This window comes from Glaciimonas sp. OK215 (assembly GCF_057787885.1).
On sequence record NZ_CM173544.1, the window covers coordinates 6064541 to 6085977 of the forward strand.

21 protein-coding genes and 1 riboswitch are annotated in these 21437 nt (G+C 57.0%); of the genes, 16 read left to right on the forward strand and 5 right to left on the reverse strand.

What is annotated here, in order from left to right; genetic code table 11:
• Positions 1-4: 4 nt before the first annotated feature.
• On the reverse strand, positions 5-754 hold the full coding sequence (locus tag AC3CHX_RS28030; protein ID WP_488631203.1) for an MBL fold metallo-hydrolase: 750 nt from the start codon (positions 752-754) through the stop codon (positions 5-7).
• A gap of 253 nt (positions 755-1007) precedes the next feature.
• Here AC3CHX_RS28030 and AC3CHX_RS28035 point away from each other — a divergent pair, with 253 nt between their 5' ends.
• The 7 genes from AC3CHX_RS28035 to AC3CHX_RS28065 all read left to right on the forward strand — a co-directional run bounded on the left by AC3CHX_RS28035 (position 1008) and on the right by AC3CHX_RS28065 (position 6313).
• A complete protein-coding gene (locus tag AC3CHX_RS28035) occupies positions 1008-1442 on the forward strand; it encodes a hypothetical protein (RefSeq protein ID WP_488631204.1) in 435 nt (144 codons plus the stop codon).
• Between the two features lie 105 nt (positions 1443-1547).
• Positions 1548-1706 (forward strand): hypothetical protein, encoded by a 159-nt coding sequence (locus tag AC3CHX_RS28040; protein ID WP_488631205.1) that lies wholly within the window; start codon positions 1548-1550, stop codon positions 1704-1706.
• Positions 1696-3111: a TolC family protein gene (locus tag AC3CHX_RS28045; protein WP_488631206.1), complete on the forward strand. Its 1416-nt coding sequence runs from the start codon at positions 1696-1698 to the stop codon at positions 3109-3111. Before AC3CHX_RS28040 ends, AC3CHX_RS28045 begins: the two co-directional genes overlap by 11 nt.
• A 12-nt stretch (positions 3112-3123) precedes the next feature.
• Positions 3124-4518, forward strand: coding sequence for a multicopper oxidase family protein (locus AC3CHX_RS28050; protein WP_488631207.1), 1395 nt, complete (start codon positions 3124-3126; stop codon positions 4516-4518).
• A gap of 28 nt (positions 4519-4546) precedes the next feature.
• Positions 4547-5068 carry a cupredoxin domain-containing protein gene (locus tag AC3CHX_RS28055; protein WP_488631208.1) on the forward strand — a complete coding sequence of 174 codons (522 nt, stop codon included), beginning with the start codon at positions 4547-4549 and terminating at the stop codon, positions 5066-5068.
• Positions 5069-5186: 118 nt separating this feature from the next.
• Positions 5187-5555 carry a copper-binding protein gene (locus AC3CHX_RS28060; protein WP_488631209.1) on the forward strand — a complete coding sequence of 123 codons (369 nt, stop codon included), beginning with the start codon at positions 5187-5189 and terminating at the stop codon, positions 5553-5555.
• A 209-nt stretch (positions 5556-5764) separates the two neighbouring features.
• The gene (locus tag AC3CHX_RS28065; RefSeq protein ID WP_488631210.1) at positions 5765-6313 is read left to right on the forward strand and encodes a phasin family protein; all 549 of its coding nucleotides are present in this window, start codon (positions 5765-5767) and stop codon (positions 6311-6313) included.
• A gap of 275 nt (positions 6314-6588) precedes the next feature.
• Here AC3CHX_RS28065 and AC3CHX_RS28070 read toward each other — a convergent pair whose 3' ends face one another.
• The 3 genes from AC3CHX_RS28070 to AC3CHX_RS28080 all read right to left on the reverse strand — a co-directional run bounded on the left by AC3CHX_RS28070 (position 6589) and on the right by AC3CHX_RS28080 (position 9904).
• Positions 6589-7719, reverse strand: a complete 1131-nt coding sequence (locus AC3CHX_RS28070; RefSeq protein WP_488631211.1) for a heavy metal-binding domain-containing protein — start codon at positions 7717-7719, stop codon at positions 6589-6591.
• A gap of 161 nt (positions 7720-7880) precedes the next feature.
• Positions 7881-8948, reverse strand: a complete 1068-nt coding sequence (locus AC3CHX_RS28075; protein ID WP_488631212.1) for an extracellular catalytic domain type 2 short-chain-length polyhydroxyalkanoate depolymerase — start codon at positions 8946-8948, stop codon at positions 7881-7883.
• A gap of 185 nt (positions 8949-9133) precedes the next feature.
• Entirely contained in the window at positions 9134-9904 is a 771-nt protein-coding gene (locus AC3CHX_RS28080; protein WP_488631213.1) for a ParA family protein, read from the reverse strand.
• Between the two features lie 168 nt (positions 9905-10072).
• On the opposite strand from AC3CHX_RS28080, the gene AC3CHX_RS28085 reads away from it, so the two are divergent.
• The 6 genes from AC3CHX_RS28085 (at position 10073) to fic (ending at position 18084) form a co-directional block, all read left to right on the forward strand.
• The gene (locus AC3CHX_RS28085) at positions 10073-11245 is read left to right on the forward strand and encodes a PQQ-dependent sugar dehydrogenase (protein WP_488631214.1); all 1173 of its coding nucleotides are present in this window, start codon (positions 10073-10075) and stop codon (positions 11243-11245) included.
• 356 nt (positions 11246-11601) lie between these two features.
• A complete protein-coding gene (locus AC3CHX_RS28090; protein WP_488631215.1) occupies positions 11602-12477 on the forward strand; it encodes a transporter substrate-binding domain-containing protein in 876 nt (291 codons plus the stop codon).
• 228 nt (positions 12478-12705) lie between these two features.
• Positions 12706-13365 (forward strand): response regulator, encoded by a 660-nt coding sequence (locus AC3CHX_RS28095; protein WP_488631216.1) that lies wholly within the window; start codon positions 12706-12708, stop codon positions 13363-13365.
• On the forward strand, positions 13362-14678 hold the full coding sequence (locus AC3CHX_RS28100) for a sensor histidine kinase (protein WP_488631217.1): 1317 nt from the start codon (positions 13362-13364) through the stop codon (positions 14676-14678). The genes AC3CHX_RS28095 and AC3CHX_RS28100 overlap by 4 nt, the downstream gene beginning before the upstream one ends.
• A gap of 176 nt (positions 14679-14854) precedes the next feature.
• The gene (locus AC3CHX_RS28105) at positions 14855-16333 is read left to right on the forward strand and encodes a DegQ family serine endoprotease (RefSeq protein ID WP_488631218.1); all 1479 of its coding nucleotides are present in this window, start codon (positions 14855-14857) and stop codon (positions 16331-16333) included.
• 608 nt (positions 16334-16941) lie between these two features.
• Complete coding sequence (gene fic, locus AC3CHX_RS28110; protein WP_488631219.1) at positions 16942-18084, forward strand: protein adenylyltransferase Fic; 1143 nt, start codon at positions 16942-16944, stop codon at positions 18082-18084.
• A 314-nt stretch (positions 18085-18398) separates the two neighbouring features.
• On the opposite strand, the gene AC3CHX_RS28115 is transcribed toward fic, so the two are convergent.
• Positions 18399-18821, reverse strand: coding sequence for a carboxypeptidase-like regulatory domain-containing protein (locus tag AC3CHX_RS28115; RefSeq protein ID WP_488631220.1), 423 nt, complete (start codon positions 18819-18821; stop codon positions 18399-18401).
• 299 nt (positions 18822-19120) lie between these two features.
• Here AC3CHX_RS28115 and AC3CHX_RS28120 point away from each other — a divergent pair, with 299 nt between their 5' ends.
• The 3 genes from AC3CHX_RS28120 (at position 19121) to AC3CHX_RS28130 (ending at position 21392) form a co-directional block, all read left to right on the forward strand.
• Positions 19121-19942: an isocitrate lyase/PEP mutase family protein gene (locus AC3CHX_RS28120; RefSeq protein ID WP_488631221.1), complete on the forward strand. Its 822-nt coding sequence runs from the start codon at positions 19121-19123 to the stop codon at positions 19940-19942.
• 106 nt (positions 19943-20048) lie between these two features.
• Positions 20049-20273, forward strand: a riboswitch (cobalamin riboswitch).
• A 174-nt stretch (positions 20274-20447) separates the two neighbouring features.
• Positions 20448-20645, forward strand: a complete 198-nt coding sequence (locus tag AC3CHX_RS28125; RefSeq protein ID WP_488631222.1) for a CbtB domain-containing protein — start codon at positions 20448-20450, stop codon at positions 20643-20645.
• A 12-nt stretch (positions 20646-20657) separates the two neighbouring features.
• Positions 20658-21392 (forward strand): CbtA family protein, encoded by a 735-nt coding sequence (locus AC3CHX_RS28130; protein WP_488631223.1) that lies wholly within the window; start codon positions 20658-20660, stop codon positions 21390-21392.
• The last annotated feature ends 45 nt before the right edge of the window (positions 21393-21437 follow it).

Genomic DNA, 21437 nt, shown 5'->3' on the forward strand with positions numbered 1-21437 from the left:
GCCGCTAGCCCTGCGGGCTTACGGTCATGTGCCGGCAATACTTTTCAAGCTCCTCTGGCAGACCGGTCGGACAAACGCCGCATTGCTTGTTTCCTGGCACGGCGTAATCAATGAACTTCGGATAGGACAGATTCAGATTTGCCATGATGTGTCTGAATTCTTCCAGAGTGCGCTCCGCACCAAGCCGAGGGTTGCGTTTCTTCTCCTGCGCTATCGAGGAAACGCGTCGGCCCTGATAGTCGTGCGCCGGGTAGACCAGGACGTCATCCGGCAAAGTGAACAGCTTCTCGCGAACGCTTTTGTATAAAGCATCTGCATCGCCATTCTGGAAATCCGTCCGGCCGCAACCCTCAATCAGGAGTGCATCGCCGGTAAATACCCTGTCCCCCAACAGATAGGAGAAATGGCCGTCGGTGTGGCCAGGCGTGTGCAAGGGGGCAAGCGTAATGCCGCCAACCTGAAATGGTTTGCCTTCTTCGATGCCGATGTCGCTGCACGGCAGCCGGTCATATGCCGGTGCGGCAATTTTGCTTCCGACTGCTGTCTTCAGGTGCAGCGCCGCGGTAATGTGGTCTGCATGAATGTGGGTGTCGAGGCTATAGGCGAGAGTGAGGCCAAGCCGTTTAATCTCTGCCAGGTCACGCTCCATCGCATTCACCACAGGGTCGATTAGCACCGCCTGGCCGGTTTCCTCGCACCCGAGGAGATAGGTGTAGGTGCTGGACAATGGCTCAAACAATTGGCGAATAATCATAAAACCTCCTTTACAAATATTAGCGTAGTTCCGCATTGAATCAAGTTCACTATTCGCGACCACACATCATTGCCAGGGAAACGGACTTTGCTGTGGTTCTCAGGCTTGGCCACAGCCTTGTTTCTTTTGTTCAACAGACGAATTGCAGGCGTCAGCCGGGAGCCGCCATCAGTGAAATATTGTCGCATCTGTTCTTGACCTTCCCCGTTAGGGAAGCTTTAGACTGCGCATCAGACCTATATTCGCCGCTCACATGAACCGCACGTTCAAGACGTTATTGTTATGGCTGTTAATAGCCGCGCTGCCCATTCAGGGGTTGGCTGCTGCTATGCAGGCGTCTTGCGGCCCGGCACACCATACTGCGTTAGCAATTTCTGCGATAACAGATGCGCATCCTCATGCCGGCAAGACAACCTACAGCCATGCTGGGCAAGATGCGGTGACACATCATGCCGCATCCGATTCGCCGGTTGCGGCAGACCATTCATCCGGCACCCCGCATAAGCATCAAAGCGCCTTCTGCAGTGCCTGCGCGGCATGCTGCGTTGCTGCCGTCGCGCTGCCCTCGGCTGCCATCCACACCCCGGTTTACAGCAATTCCGGGCCGGTCGTTATTTCCCCGTCTCCCCTGGTCAACGGCTTCATCCCGGCTGGCCTGGAACGTCCTCCCAAACGTATTTCCGCTTAATCGACGTACAGGGTTAAGTGCGCCGAACGGCATCCGTTCGTCTGCTTAATCCTCGTGCCACGCCGCGTGTATTCACACGCATGTTGTATCGATTTCGAGGAAATCATGTCGTTTTCAACCTGCATTCCGGTTGCCGCGCTGGCATTGCTGGCGCTCGCGGCTAGCGCGCAACCAACACATCAAGAGCTGGACCGCGCCGCTGCGAACGCTTCCGTTCCGGCCATGACTGCCATCACAGCAAAGGAAAATAACCATGCGCTCTGAACAACCAGCGCTACGCTTTACACCGCTCTTCATCGGATTGTCGGCATTCGTCTTGTCCGGATGTGCGACTTTCTCCAACGACGGCGGGCTCGACGCCGTGTCGGCAATGACCAGGCAGCGCACCGGCCAGTCCGTCCAGCGCGAAAAGTCGACGGACACCGAGTCAACCCGGACGGCGCTGTCGCAACTCACGGCGCAGCCGCTGATGCCGGACACGGCGGTCCGCATCGCCTTTTTGAACAACCAGGGGCTACAGGCTGCGCTGGATGACCTGGGCGTCTCGGAAGCCGAGCTGGTACAGGCCGGCCGCTTGCGCAATCCAGGGTTTTCCTTCGGACGTATGCGCGCTGGTGACGAGCTTGAAATCGACCGCAGCATCATGTTCAACCTGGTCGGACTGCTGACCATTCCAATGCGAAGCGATATCGAAGGCCGCCGCTTTGAGCAGGCCAAGCTGCAGGCCGCGTCGCAAGCAGTCCAGCTGGCTGCAGACACCCGCAAAGCGTACTTCAACGCGGTAGCGGCACAGCAAACGGCCCGCTACATGGAGCAAGTCGCGGCCGCTGCGGAAGCCGGCGCCGAGCTGGCGCGCCAGCTTGCCAAGGTCGGCAACTGGAGCCGGCTGGACCAGGCCCGTGAACAGGTGTTTTACGCGGATGCCACGGCGCAACTGGCCCGGGCGCGTCATGAAGCCACCGCGACGCGTGAGCAGCTGACGCGGCACATGGGCCTGTGGGGCGGCGATACGGCGTTCAAACTGCCCGAGCGTTTGCCGGACTTGCCCCAAGCGCCCAACGAGATTGCCGATATCGAGTCGCAAGCGATGACCCAGCGCCTTGATGTACAAATGGCCAGGCGCGATGCCGAAGCGACCGCCAAGGCCTTGGGGCTCACCAGAGCGACCGGGTTTATCAACGTCTTCGATGCGGGCTACGCCAACAAGAGCGTGACTGGCAAGCCGCGGGAAAACGGCTACGAAATATCGTTTGAATCGCCCATATTCGATTGGGGCGGCGCGCGTGTGGCCAAGGCCGAAGCCACCTACATGCAGGCGGTCCACCGCACGGCTGACACGGCGGTGCGGGCGCGTTCGGAAGCGCGCGAAGCCTATTCCGCCTATCGCACCACGTATGACCTGGCCAGACACTACGGGCAAGAGGTCGTCCCGCTGCGCAAGAAGATTTCGGATGAAGTGCTGCTGCGCTACAACGGCATGCTGGCCAGTGTCTTCGAACTGTTGGCGGACGCCCGCGACCAGGTGGGCAGCGTCAATACGGCAATCGAGGCGCAGCGCGACTTCTGGCTAGCCGAAACCGATTTGCAGGCTGCAATCAATGGCAATGGCGCAGCCTCTGCACCAATGCGCGCGCGTGCGTCCGGCGCAGCCGCCTCCCAGGAACACTAAAAAGGAATCGCAATGGTTTCACGTCGAAATTTTTTCACAGGCGCGGCCGCGATGGTCGGCGCAGGACTTGTCAGCCGAGCCGGTGCGGCATCGTTGCCGGAAGCGGTAACGATGAGCGCTGCGGCCACCCAGGCACCGCAGATGCCGCCGAACGGACGCCCGTATCACCCGGTCGTCACACTCAACGGCTGGTCGCTGCCATGGCGCATGAAGAATGGCGTCAAAGAATTCCATCTGGTCGCCGAGCCGGTGGTGCGCGAGCTGGCGCCCGGGATGAAGGCGAATCTGTGGGGCTATAACGGCCAGTCGCCCGGCCCGACCATTGAAGTCGTCGAAGGCGACCGGGTGCGCATCTTCGTCACCAACAGGCTGCCGGAACATACCAGCATCCATTGGCATGGGCAGCGCCTGCCAAACGGCATGGACGGCGTCACCGGCCTCACGCAGCCTGGTATCTTGCCGGGCAAGACGTTCGTCTACGAATTTGTCGCCAGGCGGCCCGGTACGTTCATGTACCACCCGCATGCGGATGAGATGGTGCAAATGGCGATGGGCATGATGGGCTTTTGGGTGACGCATCCGAAGAACCCCGATTTCATGGCGGTTGACCGGGACTTCGTGTTTTTGCTGAACAACTACGACATTGACCCTGGCAGCTATACGCCGAAGGTGAATACGATGCTGGACTTCAATCTGTTCACCTTTAACAGTCGCGTGTTCCCGGGCATCGACCCGATGGTCGTGCGCCAGAACGACAAGGTGCGCATCCGTGTCGGCAATCTGACGATGACGAACCACCCTATTCATTTGCATGGGCACGAGTTCGAAGTAACCGGCACCGACGGCGGCTGGACACGCCCTGAGTCCCGCTGGCCGGAAGTCAGCGCCGATGTCGCCGTCGGTCAGATGCGCGCCATCGAGTTTGTTGCGACCGATTTGGGAGATTGGGCGTTTCACTGCCATAAGGCCCATCACACGATGAATGCCATGGGCCACAACGTGCCGACCATGATCGGCGTCGACCACCGTGGAGTGGCCGAGAAAATCAACAAATTGGTCCCCGACTATATGGTCATGGGCGAACGCGGCGGTTCGATGGGCGATATGGAGATGCCGCTACCGGACAACACGTTGCCGATGATGACTGGGCAAGGTCCATTTGGCGGGGTCGAGATGGGTGGGATGTTCACTGTCGTCAAGGTGCGCAAGAACCAGAAGCCGGGCGACTACAAGGACCCGGGTTGGTACCGGCACCCGGCCGCTACCGTCGCATACGAGTGGAAAGGCGACCCGCCCGACACGGCACGCAGCAGTTCCGCGGGCGGCCAGTCGATGCCGGCGGCAAATCCGCCCGGGAATGTCGAAATGCATGTACGGAAGCCCTCCGGGCACAACCACCGCGATTAATCACCCGCCAACTTACTAAAGGAATCATATGAAACAGCAAGCAACCCTGACTTCTCGCCTGGCTCTCGCAGTATTGGCAACTTCCCTGTCCATCGCCGGGCCGGCGCTACTGGCGCACGGCGATGGACACGCCAGGAAAGACAAGGCGGCGACGCCTGTTTCCACCGAAGAGCACGCGTTCGGCACGGCGGGAGACCCGAAACATGTTGACCGGACGATTGCCGTCGACTTGAACGACACCATGCGCTTTAATCCGTCAGAAATCAAAGTCAAACAAGGCGAGACCATCAAGTTCATCGTGCGCAACAAAGGTCAGGCTCAGCATGAAATCGTGCTCGGCACGATGGCGGAATTGAAGGCGCATGGCGAACTGATGAAGAAAAATCCGGAGATGGAGCACGATGAGCCGTACATGACGCACGTAAAACCAGGGGACAAGGAAGAAATGGTCTGGCAGTTCACCAACGCAGGCGAGTTCAACTACGGCTGCCTGGCACCGGGTCATTTTGAAGCCGGCATGATTGGCAAAATCAAAGTCGTGAAAGGATAAGCCGCTGACACGTTGTGCTCTTTTAGGGGCAATGCCCTATGACGCCTTTCTGGTTCAGGCCGACGGGCGTCATGCGGCATACAAGCATTACAACCGAAACCAAGCGAAAGAAAACACCATGAATGCGATATCAACACTTACTTTGGCAGTAATCCTCGCGTTGTCTTCGGCATCCTTTGCCCTGGCCGACACTGCACAGCTGGCTTCCGAATCCGCGCAGACAGAGGAATCGAGCGGCGCGCGCCAGGCAACAGAAACGGCGGCATCGATGTCGGAGGGCGAAATCAAGAAAGTCGACAAGGAAGCCGGGAAAATCACCATCAAGCATGGCCCGCTTACGAACCTCGATATGCCAGCGATGACCATGGTCTTTCGCGTGCAAGCCCCGGCGATGCTTGATCAGGTAAAGCCAGGCGACAAAGTCAGGTTTGTCGCCGACAAAATGGCCGGTGCATTTACCGTAATCCAGCTTGAAAGCGCGCGCTAGCGCTTATTTGATCTGTGGCAGGTAGCGTGCCTGCAAGTCACAGGTAAGACGCTGGCTATGAACCTGTCGGATGCCAACCACAGGCCCGTTACCGACACCTAAAAAAAACCTGGCGATTTTTAAATCTTCGCGTAGAATACGAATTGTTGCAGCGCACCATTTCCTCGGAGGCCTGCATAACCTCATTATTGCCCCTTCAGGAGAATCTCATGTTTTCGAATCTAGATAAATTTTCATCCGCAACCAAAGCCCTGTTTGAATCCCAATTCGCAACGTTCAATGCGCTGGCCAGCAAAGCGGTTGAGGGTGGAGAAAAGGCGATTGCGTTGAACATCGCTGCCGCTAAAGCGTACGCAGAAGAATCCGGCGTTGCCGCCCAGCAATTGTTTGCCGCAAAAGACCCGCAAGCATTTTTCGCGCTGATCGCTTCACAAGCAAAGCTGAACGCTGACAAAGCGACTTCATATGGCACTCACCTGACTGAAATCGTTTCCAGCGTCAAGGCTGACTTCACGAAAGCCGCTGAAGCGCAAATCGCCGATTCGAAAATCAAGGTCACAGCGTTGGTGGAAGAAGTCGTCAAGCATGCGCCTGCCGGTTCTGAAAATGCGGTGGCAATGCTGAAGTCGGTCGTCAGCAATGCAAATGCCGGTTACGAGCAACTCACCAAAACCACCAAACAAGCCGTTGCTTCGGTGGAAGCGCATGTCGCCAAAACCACGGACCAGTTGTCGCAAGCTGTAAAAAAAGCCGCCTAAGAGTAGCAAGGCAGCCACGAGTTTCACGGGCCGCATTTGCGGCCCGCTGCATTTTTCCTGCCGGCGCAGCGTGTTATTCACCATTACGATATCTCTTATATCGAATAAAAATTGGCAATATATGCGGCAATGCAGCATAGTGCATTTGTCTCCTCCAACTTCTTCAAGGAATTGGATTCAGCCCGCTTTTACCAGCGGGCTTTTTTTTCGCCGCAATTCTTGAAAACCCAGAGGATGTTGTTGCGCAAAGTCGGTCATTGGTTCCTGAATAGCCATCAACCGCCGGCGCGTGTCGATTGCAGGTCAAAGCCGCCGTCACCACTTAACCATGTGTCCTTATCCCGGATAATCGCCTGGCAAGGAAGAGCGGGGGTGAAGACACTGAAGTCGGGCAACTTGCGAACGGCGGTTCCTATCGCGACAACCTCGACCAGGCCGGAGCCGAGTTCGACAATGTACGTTTTGGTCCCGACCACTTCTTCCGCGCCGGCAGCCGCTGCATCAGCCTTCAAGCGGTCGAACACGTTCTCGCGCGCGTCATAGATCAAAGTGGTCAAGTCGCTGATCTCGCCTTTGACAAATCCTTTGAACATGGCCTTCAACCCGCCGATAGCGCCGAGCGAGTAGACCGACGTGGAAATCAAGAGCTTGACCGGTGCGTAACCCAAGCTTGTCATCGACCATAACTCTTCACCGGTCAAGTCGCAGGTAACCGGCGACGTGCTGCACTCAGCGGGCAGGCTGGGGTGCATGGCCGCAGTGCCGGTCATGTACATCTCATGCATTCCACTCAATCTCATGACGTGCGTCCTCACTCCGACAACGGCGTTGGCACCGGCCTTCCTTGCCTGAGCGACGAGGCGGTCAAGCGCGTGATGACGGGTTTTGTTGAAAATGTCGCTGAATTCCTTGATTTCGCCCCGCACCAGCGTCTTTAAAGCGCCGGAGATTCCACCCACCGCGCCCACCGAGTAGGCAATATTTCCAAAGGCAAACTGGATCGGCTCGTACCCGGCATCCATGTGGCAATACAGTTCCTGTGCATCGCCGGCACTCGTGAACCGCTTCATTTCACCGTTCCCGACTACCCCTGATCCGACAAACAGGAACTCGGAATTCCCTGCAAGCCCGCGCAGTTCCGACGTGACGCCCACGACGCCATGGACCCCTTCGCGGATTGCTTCGTCGACCATCCGTTCAAATGCCGCTTCGCGTCCGGCATGGATCATGTCGGTTACGGCCGGAATCTCACCGCCAATGACCCCACGGAAGGCGGAACCGAGACTACCGAGGATGCCCATCGACTGGACGCTGTTGCCGACCAAAATGCCGGTGGGCCGGAGTCCTTTCAAATGCATGCAATAGATTTCATTACCGGACAAACCAGTCAACGTGGGTTGCAACATATCTTCGGGATTCCTTGCGAATTGTTGGTGGTGTTTTTCACCGTGAGTGAGGCCCTGCACGATCGTCATCACTGCCGTCGAAGAATTGGTAGCGCCAAATTCTGTCTGCTGCCGCTACATGAGAGTCAGCCCGATGGCGCCGGGCTAACGGAAAAATGTCGTTATTGCCGGGGTTGACTCAAACGATCCAGCATCGCTTTGACTGCCGCCATTTGCGGTGCCTGCTGGCTATAGAAATTGGGTGCGAACTGATTCGGGCTGGAGTAGCCCCAGAAGTCCCAGCATCCTTTGGGATTGTAGGGAATAAGGCTGCTGGCCTGAACCTGCGGATACAACACGATGATGTTGTTGCTGTCGGCCAGTTCGTTATAGCCGGTGGTGCTGTAAAAAAGATTGCCGATCTTGGTGGCGCCCTGCTCGCATCCGTGAAACGCCACATGCACCTTGCAAGTCTCGGTTTCGCAGGATTTCGGAATGTAGGCGTAGCCGGCATCGCCCATGCTGGAGATCGGGGACTGCACGAATTCGTTCTGATCGAACTGGATGATTTGCCCGCTGAGTTTGACAGCGGGCGGCTTCAGCTTGCCGTAGATATAGGACAAGATGTTTTGCGATTGGGTGAAGTGGCAGTCGTTGATATACGGCGCTGAGGTTTTCGGACAGGCAACGTCCTGATTATTGTTGGTGATAATGGCATGACCGGCAGCGACATTGTGTACGTATTGGATGTTTTTCGAGGGTACGCCGGCCAGCTTGTAAAAGGCTGCGGTCTGGTTCACCACCGACGTCGTCACTGTTTGGTCATCCTTGCCGCTGAACAAATAGACCTTTTGCGTCTTCAGATTGGCGGGATTGTCGATCAATCCGGCTTGGGCGAATATTTTGGCCGATGACAGCAAGGCTGCGGCATTCGGCGCAAAGCCCGGAAGCGGATTCATGCAGATGGTTGCGGCATTCACCAAAAAAGGCGTGAACGGTGACGAGCCGGCGCAATAGAACGGGCCGCCGGCAATAATCCCGGCGCCGACCAGCGTGCTGGAAAATGCGACCTGAAATTGCGCCGCCATAAATGCGCCGGACGACAGGCCGGACACCGAGGTCTGACCCAGATTGACCTGGTAAGAAGGAAGCTTGACCGCATTTTGCGCAAACGTTGCGCCGGAAAAAATACCAAGGATCGCAAATAGCCCGACGATCCGACACAACGAAGCGATAAATCGATGTTTCATAAGAACCTCCCCAAAGGTTGCCGAAAATCAACAAGTGCTGCAATGCACAATACCGGACTGATATTTTGTCGTCAACGGTTTTAACCGGTTAAATTGGACGGTAAAGTACCAATTCAACAACAGACATTCAAGCAGCAGGGGAGGAAGCGCGTCGGTATAAGGCCGGCCGGTTTTGCGTTCGATTCTCAGGCCGATTGCAATTCCTGATATAGCGCAATAAATTCATGGCTTAACTTGTGACGCGCATCCAGATGAATCATCGGCAGCCCCTGTTCGTGCGATTCGCGAATCCTGATGGAGCTGGAGAGTTTGCTGTCCAGCACCGGCAGGCCCTCGGCGAGGAGCTCGTTGACCACACGCAGCGGCAGGCTGGCGCGCGGCTGGAACTGATTCACGACAATCCCCTCGACCGCCAGCGCCGGATTGTGGTCGGCCCTGATCTCTGCCACATTGTTAAGCAGCGTGTAAAGCGCCTGGCGTGAGAAATCGTCGCAGTCGAACGGAATCAGGCAACAGTCGGCGGCGATCAGCGCGGACTGGGTAAAGAAGTTATAGGCGGGCGGCGTATCGATGATGATTTCGTCAAATTCTTTCGCCAATTCAACCAGGGTATCGCGCAGTTTATAGATCTTGTGGCGCGATTCGAGCTTGGATTGCAGATCGCCGATTGCCGGGTGCGACGGAATCAGTGCGAGGTTCTCGAAACGGGTTGCGTGCACGTAGCTGTTCGCCGCCTTGGGGAAAATCACGAAATCCAGGGTCTGTTGAAAGTAGTCGGCCAAAGTGGGAGTCGCCTCCTTGGCCGCGTCGCCCATCAGATAACGGCTGGAATTGCACTGCGGATCGATGTCGATCAACAGCGTCTTTTTGCCTTGGTGCGCCGCGATGGCGGCGAGGTTGACCGCGATGGTTGATTTCCCGACGCCGCCCTTTTGATTGAAGATGACACGTTTCATGTTACATCCCGTTGAAGTGATTGTTCTGTTGAGGATTTTAGCTGATTGCTGCACTGCAAAACATTATTCAGTGTTGCTTATTTGCTGACGGTTATCGCAGCGACGCTTGACCGGCGTGTGCTATCCGGTCAAGGTAGCTTTAGTCTTCCGATACAGCGGGATGGGAGTATGCCGATGCGCTACGCAATGATCGTCACAAGGCAATGCAAACGCCGCTTCCCGGCACTCGGGTTTATTCTGCTCGGGCTGCTCGGGTTGCTCTGCAATGTGACTGCGGCCGCCAATCTGATGCTTGACCGGCTGCGCCTGCCGCCCGGGTTTCATATCGAGCTGCTGACCGACGCCGTCCCGAATGCGCGCGAGATGGCGCTGGGTCGCTATGCAGACGGACGCGGGGTGCTGTACGTCGGCAGCATGGGTGCCGGCAAGGTCTATGCAGTTGAGCTGGAACAGGGGCGGGCCGGCGCGGTACACGCCATTGCAGCGGGTTTGAACATGCCGGTAGGCGTGGCTTACCGCGATGGCCGGTTGTATGTATCGGCGGTGTCGCGGATTCTGCGTCTGGATGGCATCGACGATCGGCTGTCCAATCCGCCTGCACCCGTTGTGGTCAGCGCTCGCTTCCCCGGCGCCACCCATCACGGCTGGAAGTTCATCGCCTTCGGGCCGGACGGCTGGCTGTATGTGCCGGTCGGCGCGCCTTGCAACATCTGCAATCCGGACCCGCGCTTCGCCAACATCCAGCGCATGAAACCTGACGGCAGCGCAGCGGAAGTTGTAGCGCGCGGGGTACGCAACTCAGTCGGCTTCGACTGGAGCCCGACCGACCATTCGCTGTGGTTCACCGACAATGGGCGGGACATGATGGGCGACGACATGCCGAGCGACGAGCTCAATCACATCACAAAGACCGGTCAGCATTTCGGCTTTCCGTATTGCCATCAGGGCGATACGCCGGACCCGGAATTTGCGGCTGGCCGCCAATGCGACGAATTCGTGCCGCCGGTGGTCAAGCTGGGGCCGCACGTCGCGTCCCTCGGCATGCGCTTCTACACCGGCAAACAATTTCCCGAGGCCTATCGGAACAACGCATTCATTGCCGAACACGGCTCATGGAACCGCAGCAAAAAAATCGGTTACCGGGTGGTCAGGGTGGTGTTTGATAGCCAGGGTCGGGTGGTCCGCCACGAACCCTTTGTCGAAGGCTGGCTGCAAACGGACGGCAGCGGCAAGGAACTGGTGTGGGGACGTCCGGTTGACGTGCTGGTCATGCCCGACGGATCCCTGCTCATCAGTGACGACTTCGCCGGAGCGATTTACCGCGTGCATTATGCGCCCTGATCTCCGGAAAGGGACAACATTTTACATCCAATTATTGTATGTAAAATATGAATTCAATAGTAGAATTCAAAAAATAAACGCCAAGACAATCATGCAATCCAGCAGGATTCTCAGTGTCATTCACTGGTTCGCATTGATCCCGAATTGCATGGCGATGACCTGAAGGAGATTTGAGGAAGTGTTGGCTTATAGCAATGAAGATAGCGATACAATCTTTGCACTTGCGCAAGTGGGCGCAGGTCAGCGCAAGTGCCGCGCTTTGTTCGAGTCGCCCGACCGGACCGGCGCAGGAGTTGGAACATCCCGTGCAGTACCAGCCGCTCAGTCGGTAATCCAAAAAACCAGAAAAGAAATCCATGTTGCCGATACCCGATCACAGTACCATCATCGCCCGCACCAACCGCATGCACGGATTGGTTAAAACCGTTCGAAGTTTACCTCGGCAACTTGCCTTGGCAGCAACAGTGCTGTTTGCCGTGGGGACGGCCTGCGCGGCGCCGGCGAGCAGTTCGGCACAGCCCGCAGAGCACGATCAACTCGCGCAAATCCAGGCGCGTCACGTCCTGCGGGTGGCGGTGCCCAAAGATTTCCCCCCGTTCGGGTATATGAAAGGGGTCGCACCCGTAGGCTACGATATATCGGTCGCACGGATGCTGGGGATCGAGTTGGGGCTGCCGGTTGAACTGGTTCCGGTTGCCAGCGCCGAGCGCATTCCGCTATTGCAAAGCGGCAAAGTTGATCTGATCATCGCCAGCCTTGGGAAAACCCCCGAGCGCGAGGGCTTGATCGACTTTTCGATTGCCTACGCACCGCTGTATCTGGGCGTGTTCGGACGCAGTGGCTCCGCTGCCGATTTGTCGGGACGCCGTGTCGCCGTACTGCGCGGCAGTCTGGAGGACACCGAGCTGCGCAAAGCGGCGCCGCACGCGTCGCCGGTCGAGTTCGACAGTACCAAGGAGATCGTTCAGGCTTACGTCGACAAGAAGATCGACTACATTGCCGTCGGCAGCCCGGTCATCGAGACCATCGACGACTTGCAAACACGGGACCAGACAAAGTTGCTGATTACGCTCAAGGACAGCCCCTGCTACATCGGAATTCGCAAGGGCGAACAGCGACTTCTTGACCGCGTCAATAAGACCTTGCTGGATACCAGCCGGTCCGGGGTAATGACCCTCAACGCGTTGACTTGGTTCAAGGCGACGTTGCCCAAGGATTTTTTCAAAAGATGAAGTGGCGCAATACGATCCAGGCAGCGATCAGCGCCCTGGCGGCGGAATAGGGATCGGATCGCTCGCATTGACGCCGCAGATATGACCTCGAACGTGCATCCCGGGGCAGCCCGGGAAGATCTTAAGAATCACTTAATCCTTTAACGCTAAACTGATGTCATCGTTGGTTTGTTCCGGTTAGCTAGCTGCAACGGCGAGCTAACCGGATTTGCTGAAGGACCTGGCGCCATGCGTTTGTTATTGGTCGAAGATGATCTGATGGTAGGTGAAGCGGTGCGCAAGGGTTTGCGGCTGGACGGCTTTGCGGTCGATTGGGTGCAGGATGGGCGGGCGGCGGAAATCGCGCTGGAGCAGGAGGACTACGCGTTGCTGCTGCTCGATCTGGGCTTGCCGAAAAAAAATGGACTGGAAGTGCTGAAGTCGGTGCGCGCGCGTGGCAACCGGATTCCGGCGCTGATCCTGACCGCGCGCGATGCCGTAGCGGACCGGGTCGCCGGCCTGGATGCCGGCGCCGACGATTATTTGATCAAGCCATTTGACCTCGAAGAGTTGGCGGCGCGCATACGCGCCTTGTTGCGACGACAATCCGGGCGCGCCGATCCATTGATCGCGCTTGGCCGGTTGACCTTGAATCCAGCCACCCATGAAGTGCTGCTGCAAGGTCGGCAGATCAATCTGTCCGCGCGTGAATTTGCATTGCTGCGCGCGTTTCTGGACCGGCCCGGAGCGGTGCTGTCGCGTGCCCAGCTGGAAGAAAAACTGTACGGCTGGGACGATACTATCGAGAGCAACGCAGTGGAAGTCCACATCCACGCCCTGCGTAAAAAGCTGGGCAGCGATTTTATCAGGAACGTGCGCGGCATCGGCTATATGGTGGTGGCCAAATGACGTCGATTCGACGCAATCTGCTGCTATGGCTGGCGCTCGGTTTGACCGGGGCGATCCTGATTGCGGGTGTTGCGCTGTATTTCCAGGCGCGCAGCGAAGCCAACGAAGTGTTCGACTATCAAATGAAACAGATCGTGGCATCGTTGCCGCGCCAGGCTTTTGCGCCGATCGAGCCGGGCGCTGACGTTGCGCCGGACGTTGCGCCGGATTTGGGTGAAGACATCCTGATCCAGATCTGGGACAACACCGGTGTCGTGATTTATCACTCGCATGCGCGCGCCACATTGCCGCAGCAGGCCGAACTCGGGTTTACCGATATCCGGCAAAACAACGGCCTCTGGCGTGTGTATAGCGCGCAAATCGGGAATACCGTGGTGCAGGTGGCGCAGCCCCAAAGCGCGCGCCGGGCGGTCGCCGCGCATGTGGCGATCAGAACCGTCGCGCCGTTGCTGCTGCTGGTCCCCTTGCTGGGGATGTTGATCTGGGTGGTGGTCGGACGCGGGCTGGCGCCGATCAAGCGGGCTGCGGCTGAAGTCCAGACCCGCGACATCCATACGCTGGCGGCGATTGAGGACGGCGGCTTGCCGCGCGAGATTCGACCGCTGACGCAGGCTTTGAACGATTTGCTGGCGCGCCTGGGAACCGCGATCGACGCGCAACGTGCGTTTGTCGCCGATGCCGCCCATGAACTGCGGACGCCATTGACGGCATTGCGGCTCCAGGTACAACTTGCCGAACGCGCGACCAATGACGCCGAGCGGCAAGCCTCTTTCACTGATCTGAAACAGGGACTGGAGCGCGCCACGCACCTGTTGCAGCAGTTGCTGACCCTGGCACGCCAGGAGCCGGGCGCTTTCGCGCAGCCGCATGCCGCCGTCGACCTGACGGCATTGCTGCGTAGCGTCGTCACCGATTTCTCTATTGCCGCAGAGGCCCGGGAGATTGACCTTGGGATCACGGCTGCGCCGCCGGTCAGCGTGGTTGGCAACGCCGATGCTTTGCACGTGCTCTTCAACAACCTGATCGAGAATGCGCTGCGTCATACGCCCGGGCATGGCAGCGTCGATGTGGCCATCGCGTCCGACGCCGGCGCGGTGACGGTAACGGTCCAGGATAGCGGCCCCGGAATACCGGAGGAGGACCTGCCGCGGGTGTTCGATCGTTTTTATCGCGTGCCCAGCACGCAGGCGCAATTCCATGGAAGCGGTCTGGGCCTGGCAATCGTCAAGCAAATCGCCGCTGCCCATCGAGCGACGGTGAGCCTGAGCAATACCGGACATGGGCTATGCGCCAGTGTGCGATTCACGCTTTGATGGCAGGGCGGGTATCTTTTACTTTCCTGATGGTTCTTAAGTCTGGGTTAATTTTTCGAATTTATGCTGTGTTCCATCAGGCGTTTCATTTCCGCATCAGTCGTCCACTTATCAAAGCGGCTGGCTGAACAGGCGATGAAACGGCATGGGCCTATCCATTTTCAAAGGAGAGCAGCATGAATCGCCAGACTTTTTCCCGGAGTGCGATTGCAGTCGCCGTGTCGGTGGCGGTTGCGGGCATATACATGCATTCCAACGGCGCCGCCACAGGCATGCCGGATGCCAACGCGGCGGCCATCGTTGCGGCTGCAGCGCCGGTTGCCGCTAGCACAACGGCGGTGGCAACCGATTTCTCCTCGATTGTCGAACGTGCGGGCCCGGCCGTGGTTAACATCAGCGTCACCGGCAAGGCCAAGGCCAGCGCGACCGCGGACATCGAGGGTGGTCTAGCCCAGCTCGATCCGAACGACCCGTTTTCCGAATTTTTCAAGCGCTTCGGTCCCCAATTACGGACGCCGCGCGGGCCGCAGATCATGCGTGGCCAGGGGTCCGGCTTCATCATCAGTGCCGACGGACTGATTCTGACCAATGCGCATGTGGTCGACGGCGCCCAGGAAGTCACGGTCAAATTAACCGATCGCCGCGAGTTCGAGGCCAAGGTGCTAGGCGCCGACCAGCAGAGCGATATTGCCGTGATCCGGATTGCCGCGAAAAATCTGCCGACGGTGCAAATCGGCAACCCGGCCCTGATCAGGGTTGGTGAGCCGGTATTGGCCATCGGGTCGCCCTACGGTTTTGAAAACACCGCCACAGCGGGGATCGTCAGCGCCAAATCGCGCTCATTGCCGGAAGATACTTACGTGCCGTTTATCCAGACCGACGCTGCTGTCAATCCAGGGAATTCGGGCGGGCCCCTGTTTAATATCAAGGGGCAGGTGATCGGCATCAATTCGCAAATATACAGTCAGACCGGCGGCTATCAGGGGCTATCGTTTGCGATTCCGATTGATGTCGCCATGAAGGTCGAGCAGCAACTGGTGCAGCACGGAAAAGTAACGCGTAGTCATCTCGGCGTCAGCGTACAGGAGGTCAATCAGGCGTTGGCCGCTTCATTCGGCTTGCCGAAAGCCGAAGGGGCATTGGTCGGCTCGGTGGAAAAGGGCAGCCCGGCCGAGAAAGGCGGATTGCAAACCGGCGATGTGATCCTGCGCTTCAATGGACAGCCAATCAGCCGCTCGGCCGATTTGCCGGAACTGGTGGCCGAGGCCAAGCCAGGCACCACCGCCAGCATCGACGTGATCCGCCATGGCGCGCAAAAAACACTGGCGGTCAGGCTCAGCGAAATGCCCGCCAGCCAAGCCGCCGGCAACGACAGCGCGGCCGGTTCGCCAGGACGGCTTGGGTTGTCGGTGCGGCCGCTCAATCAGGACGAACGGCAACAGGCCGGCGTGCGCGGTGGGCTGGTGGTGGAAGATGCCTCCGGACCCGCTACTGTGGCGGGGATCCAGAGCGGCGATGTGATCTTGTCGTTTAACGGTACGCCCGTGAGCAGCGTGGAGCAATTGCGTCAGCTGGTCGATAAGGCAGGAAAGAATGTCGCATTGCTGGTGCAACGCGCTGGAGAGAAAATCTTTATCCCGCTTATCCTGGGCTGAAGCGGGCAGGGGCATATCCTACCGCTTGGTTCCTGGAGCCAAGCGGCCTCTGTTTTCAAGTCCGAAGCAATACATAATGAAAACAAATACTTAGCGTACTTTCTGCTCCGCAATTGGCAAAGCGACCTTGTTGGAAAGCCTTGTGCTGCCTACCCCGTTCGGTTTTTGCGGAGTGAAATTGTGCAAACTCAGATTGCGAGTAATGCTCCCCTGCAAGATTTTTTGAGCGTCAGCCAAGAGGCTTCTTCAAAAAGAGGGAATGGATCGTCGAGCAATTGAATATTCCGCTGGAGGAGATGTTTAGAAGTGGAATTCATATCACCAGTATTCGCGAGGCAATGATTCCCTCCGGCTCGAAATGTCGCTGATTAGGAAAGGAAACGACATATATTCATCATATGTCGCTATGGAGTAGCATTGCACATGATGCTTTTTTTTACGAAAAACACCTTACCTTTCGCAGAAAACATTTCCTGTCGGCATCTTTCCAATACCGCCCTCACAAGCAAATGTGTCGCCAAAACTTAGTTTTAGCGACACATTTGTTTGACATGTCGCCGCTGACGACATATTCTCAACATATGTCGCAATAACCAGCTTAAAAGAACATGACAAAACCCGTCTCTGCTTGGCAACCTGATCAACCTTACAACGAACTTCCTCAGTTGCCGCCGATGGCCGAGCTGGAAACCAAATTAGTTTTGAAGCGATGTATTGCAGCACGTGTCGCGCTTGCAGAGCTCAAACAAGCTGCAGAGTTGATTCCCAATCAGACAATGTTGGTGAATATCATACCGCTGCTGGAGTCCAAAGATAGCTCGGCGATCGAGGGTATTGTCACAACAACTGACCTGATTTTTAAGCATGCTCAGGGAAGTGATACCCAGGTGGACGGCGCGACGAAAGAAGCATTGCGCTATCGAACCGCGCTTCGCGCCGGTTTTGTTTCGATACAAGAAAGGCCACTTTCTACCGCTACTGCAATTGAAATCTGTTGCACCTTGAAAGGCGCTGATATGAATATTCGGCGGGTTCCCGGGACGCAACTGGCCAATCATCAGACTGGCGAGGTGATTTATACACCGCCAGTCGGTGAGGATAATCTGCGCAATTTGTTGGGCAATTGGGAGAAATTTCTCCATAACGAAGTCGACATCGATCCTCTGGTACGAATGGCCGTAGGACATTACCAGTTCGAAGCGATTCACCCTTTCGGGGACGGTAACGGTCGTACCGGTCGGGTACTCAATATCCTGTATCTTATTCATGAAGAACTACTCACTCTGCCGATCTTGTACCTGAGTCGATACATTACTGCGAACAAGGCAGACTACTATCGCCTTCTGCTGGGTGTGACGAGAGATGGCGCCTGGGAGCCCTGGATCATGTATATGCTCCAAGCGGTCGAAGAAACATCAAAATGGACGACAGCAAAAATTTCTGCCATTCGCGACTTGGCAGATGTCACGGTGGAATATGTAAAAAACCAACTCCCCAAGATCTATACGCGCGAATTGGTTGATGTCATTTTCGAACAACCCTACTGCCGGATCGCGAATCTAGTCGATAAAAATATCGCGCAGCGCCAAGCTGCGTCGCGATATTTGAAGGACTTGGTGATGATCGGCGTGTTGCGAGAAATTGAAGTTGGTAAGGAGAAAATATTTATCCATCCAAAACTCATGAGATTGGTCACTCAGGACAACAATATAATTGTTCCTTACGCTGATCACCTTCAGCCGGCAAACTAGCGTTCATTGTCTTCGGCCCCAATAGCTGAGTATCCGCATCAACATTGCCATCAGGTCAGATCAAAATTACCTCTCGGGCAATAATGTTGCGTTGGATGCCGCATTTGGCCCCTTGTTTATGAGCTTGACCTCTAGATCCAGTTCCTGTTCGAACTTGACGTAGCTCTCGTGCATTGGCCCCATAAGATCAAAGGTTTGTCGACGTGGTATTCGGAGGAAACTCTAATGCGTAATATCGAATTGGTGCTGGCTGCAGGACTTGAACCCGCCACCCCCTGATTACAAGTCTGGAATCCGGGATCCACAATCGCTGCTCAGGCATCCCATTCAAAAATCAGACGTTGGTGCGCCCCGGTCTTTACGGTCACTTCGCGCATCTTGGTTTGGCCATTTTTTTGCGCTTCAACACGGTACTGGCCATTCGGTAGTTGGGCCAGCAAAAATGGGCCGTTGGAGACGGTTTCGAAGATCTGCTTGCCGTGCTTATCCGTCACCTTGACGTGCACATCGGCTGTAAATTCATCCCGAGGTGCGGCTTTAACGACGAATTCGAGTTCAACAGGATATTTGTTTGCTTCCTGCTGGATGGCCGTCGCTTCGTCTTGTCCAATCCCGCCGGAAAGATAAGTCGCGACGCCCGCAGTGGTAGCGGCAGGTAGTTCCTGGCTCGCATCGGCGGCAAACACTACGGGCGCTGCCAGCAATCCGGACAGGGCAAGGAGCATGCTCTTTTTCATGATGATTTCTCCAAAATAAAAACATGTTGCCCGGTGTAGGTGGGGTCGATTTCAGGAAATTGTGTCAACAGGTTCGGTCAGGATCCACCAGGATAAAAATCCTGGCCGGGCTTGATGACGGCCAGGTCCCTTTGCGGGGCCGGGTCAGGAACCTTGGATTTGAATGCTCATGCATTCAATCTAGCGTCAAAAAATTAAGGCAGGCTTAAGATCACTGCGGATGCACGGAATTTTTCTGTGCATACGCATCCAGATCGTCTAGAGTTGGGAACAATGCAATTCAACATACAAGGAGCCACATGCAGACGCAATTCGAAAAAGGCAGTGCTTTTCGTGCATTGCATCAAGCGGATGCCGCATTCATTATCCCCAACCCCTGGGATATCGGGACGGCGCGCCTGCTCAGTCATTTGGGCTTTCAGGCTTTGGCGACCACCAGTGCCGGCTATGCGTTTTCTCTCGGTCAGCGCGATGGTTCGGTGGGCCGCGGCAAGATGCTCGCCCATATCGCCGAGATTGTGTCGGCGACTGCGTTACCGGTTAGCGCCGACCTTGAAAACGGCTTTAGCGACAGTCCCGAAACGGTGGCGGAGACCATTCGGCTTGCTGCGGCGACGGGATTGGTGGGCGGTTCCATCGAAGACGCAACCGGCCGTCATGACGATCCAATTTACACACATGAATTCGCAGTCGAGCGGATTCGCGCCGCTGCCGAGGCCGCCCGCGCATTGCCGTTTCCGTTCATGCTGACGGCGCGAGCAGAGAATTTCCTGGTCGGCCGCCAGGATCTGAGCGATACCATCCGGCGCCTGCAAGCCTATCAGGAAGCCGGAGCCGACGTTCTGTATGCGCCCGGCCTGTTGAGCAAAGAGGATATTGCGGCAGTGGTCAGTTCGGTAGACCGGCCGGTGAATATCCTGATGGGGTTGCAAGGCGTGCAACTGAGCCTTGCTGAACTTTCAGCGCTCGGCGTCAAGCGTGTCAGCGTCGGCGGCTCGCTTGCCCGCACCGCGCTGGGCGCCTTTCTGCGCGCGGCGCAGGAGCTGCGTGAACACGGCACATTTACCTATGCCGGCGGGGCGGTGAGTCATCGGGATATCAGCGCGATGTTTCCCGAGTGAAACAGATAGTTTATCCGGCAACATCGGCGTGTCGCTTGACATCCCGTATGCCGGATATCCGGGCCAGCTTCGGCTTGCAAGTTGATAAGCCTCAACCTATACTCCGCGAGTAGCAATAGCTTTAGGTGTTTTGCGCACAGTCGTGCGTAAAATTAAACGGGAAGTCGGTGCATGTTCAGGCATTATTCCGACGCTGCCCCCGCAACGGTAAGCGAGTAAAAAGTTTGCAGTACGCCACTGTGCAATGCATGGGAAGGCGCGAACTTTTGGAGTCTCTGAAGAGAGATTCCGGCTCGTGAGCCCGGATACCGGCCTGAAGCGTTTATGCAGTTTGTATCGCGGCGGGCGATTCAGATGGATTGCCTTGCTGTGCACCGTCTTGTATTCCCCCTCGCTTTTTGCCGCATCCGTTGCTGCACCTCTATGCCACCCTGGTCGCCCCACGCTTTCGGCGTGATGCAGTGCCAGTCATATTGTTGTAAAAATTGTAAAAGGGAGATCGCACATGTCAACATTCTCAACTGGTCTGGCCGGTCATATCGATGCGGCAGCGCCCACCACCTGGAAAGACCGCATTGTTCCGGCTTTGCTGAGCGCCGTTGCGGGTCTGGTGCTGGTCTATGCGATGGGTTTCTCGCACAGTGTCGAACTGCACAATGCCGCCCACGACGGCCGTCATTCGGCCGGTTTCCCGTGTCATTGAGCCGGGGCCGACGTGGGTAACTTATCGATAGTCAAACGCTTCCTGCCGGCAGTGCTGCTCACCGGATTGTTCGCCGGATTGCTGCTGACCGGCGTGCAGAAGATCCAGGTAACGCCGATCATCGCCCAGGCTGAAGTCTACGAAGAAGCGGCCGCGCATGCCGCATTGACGTTGCCTGCGTTGCAACAGCACACGCATGAGCACGAGCATATGCAGGCGGATGCCCAGGCCGAGCCGGAGTGGGAGCCGGCCAACGGCACCGAACGTACGCTCTACACTGCGATGGCGAATATCACGATGGCAGTCGGCTTTGCCCTGTTGCTGGGCGCAGCCATCCTGCTGCGCGGCGGCGTCAGCGGCTGGCGTGAGGGTTTGCTGTGGGGCGTTGCCGGTTATCTGGTGGTATTCGTGGCGCCTGCGCTTGGCCTCGCGCCGGAAGTGCCGGGCACGCAAGCCGCGCCATTGCTGGAGCGTCAACTCTGGTGGAGCGCTACCGCCGGCTTGACCGCCGTGGCATTGGCGCTGCTGGTGTTTGGACGCCACTGGACGCTGAAACTGCTGGCCGTGCTGCTGCTTTTGGCGCCCCATCTGGTTGGCGCACCGCAACCGCAGATACATGGCGGCGCGGCGCCCGCCGAGCTGGCACGGGCATTCGTCTATGCGACCGCCATTGCCAACGCCCTGTTCTGGCTGGCGCTGGGTGGCGCGTTTGGTTTTCTGTATAAAAAATTGGCGTCCGCCGCCTGATAAAACCGGTGTTGCGGCGTTCAGGGCCGGTATTTTGCGTAAAAT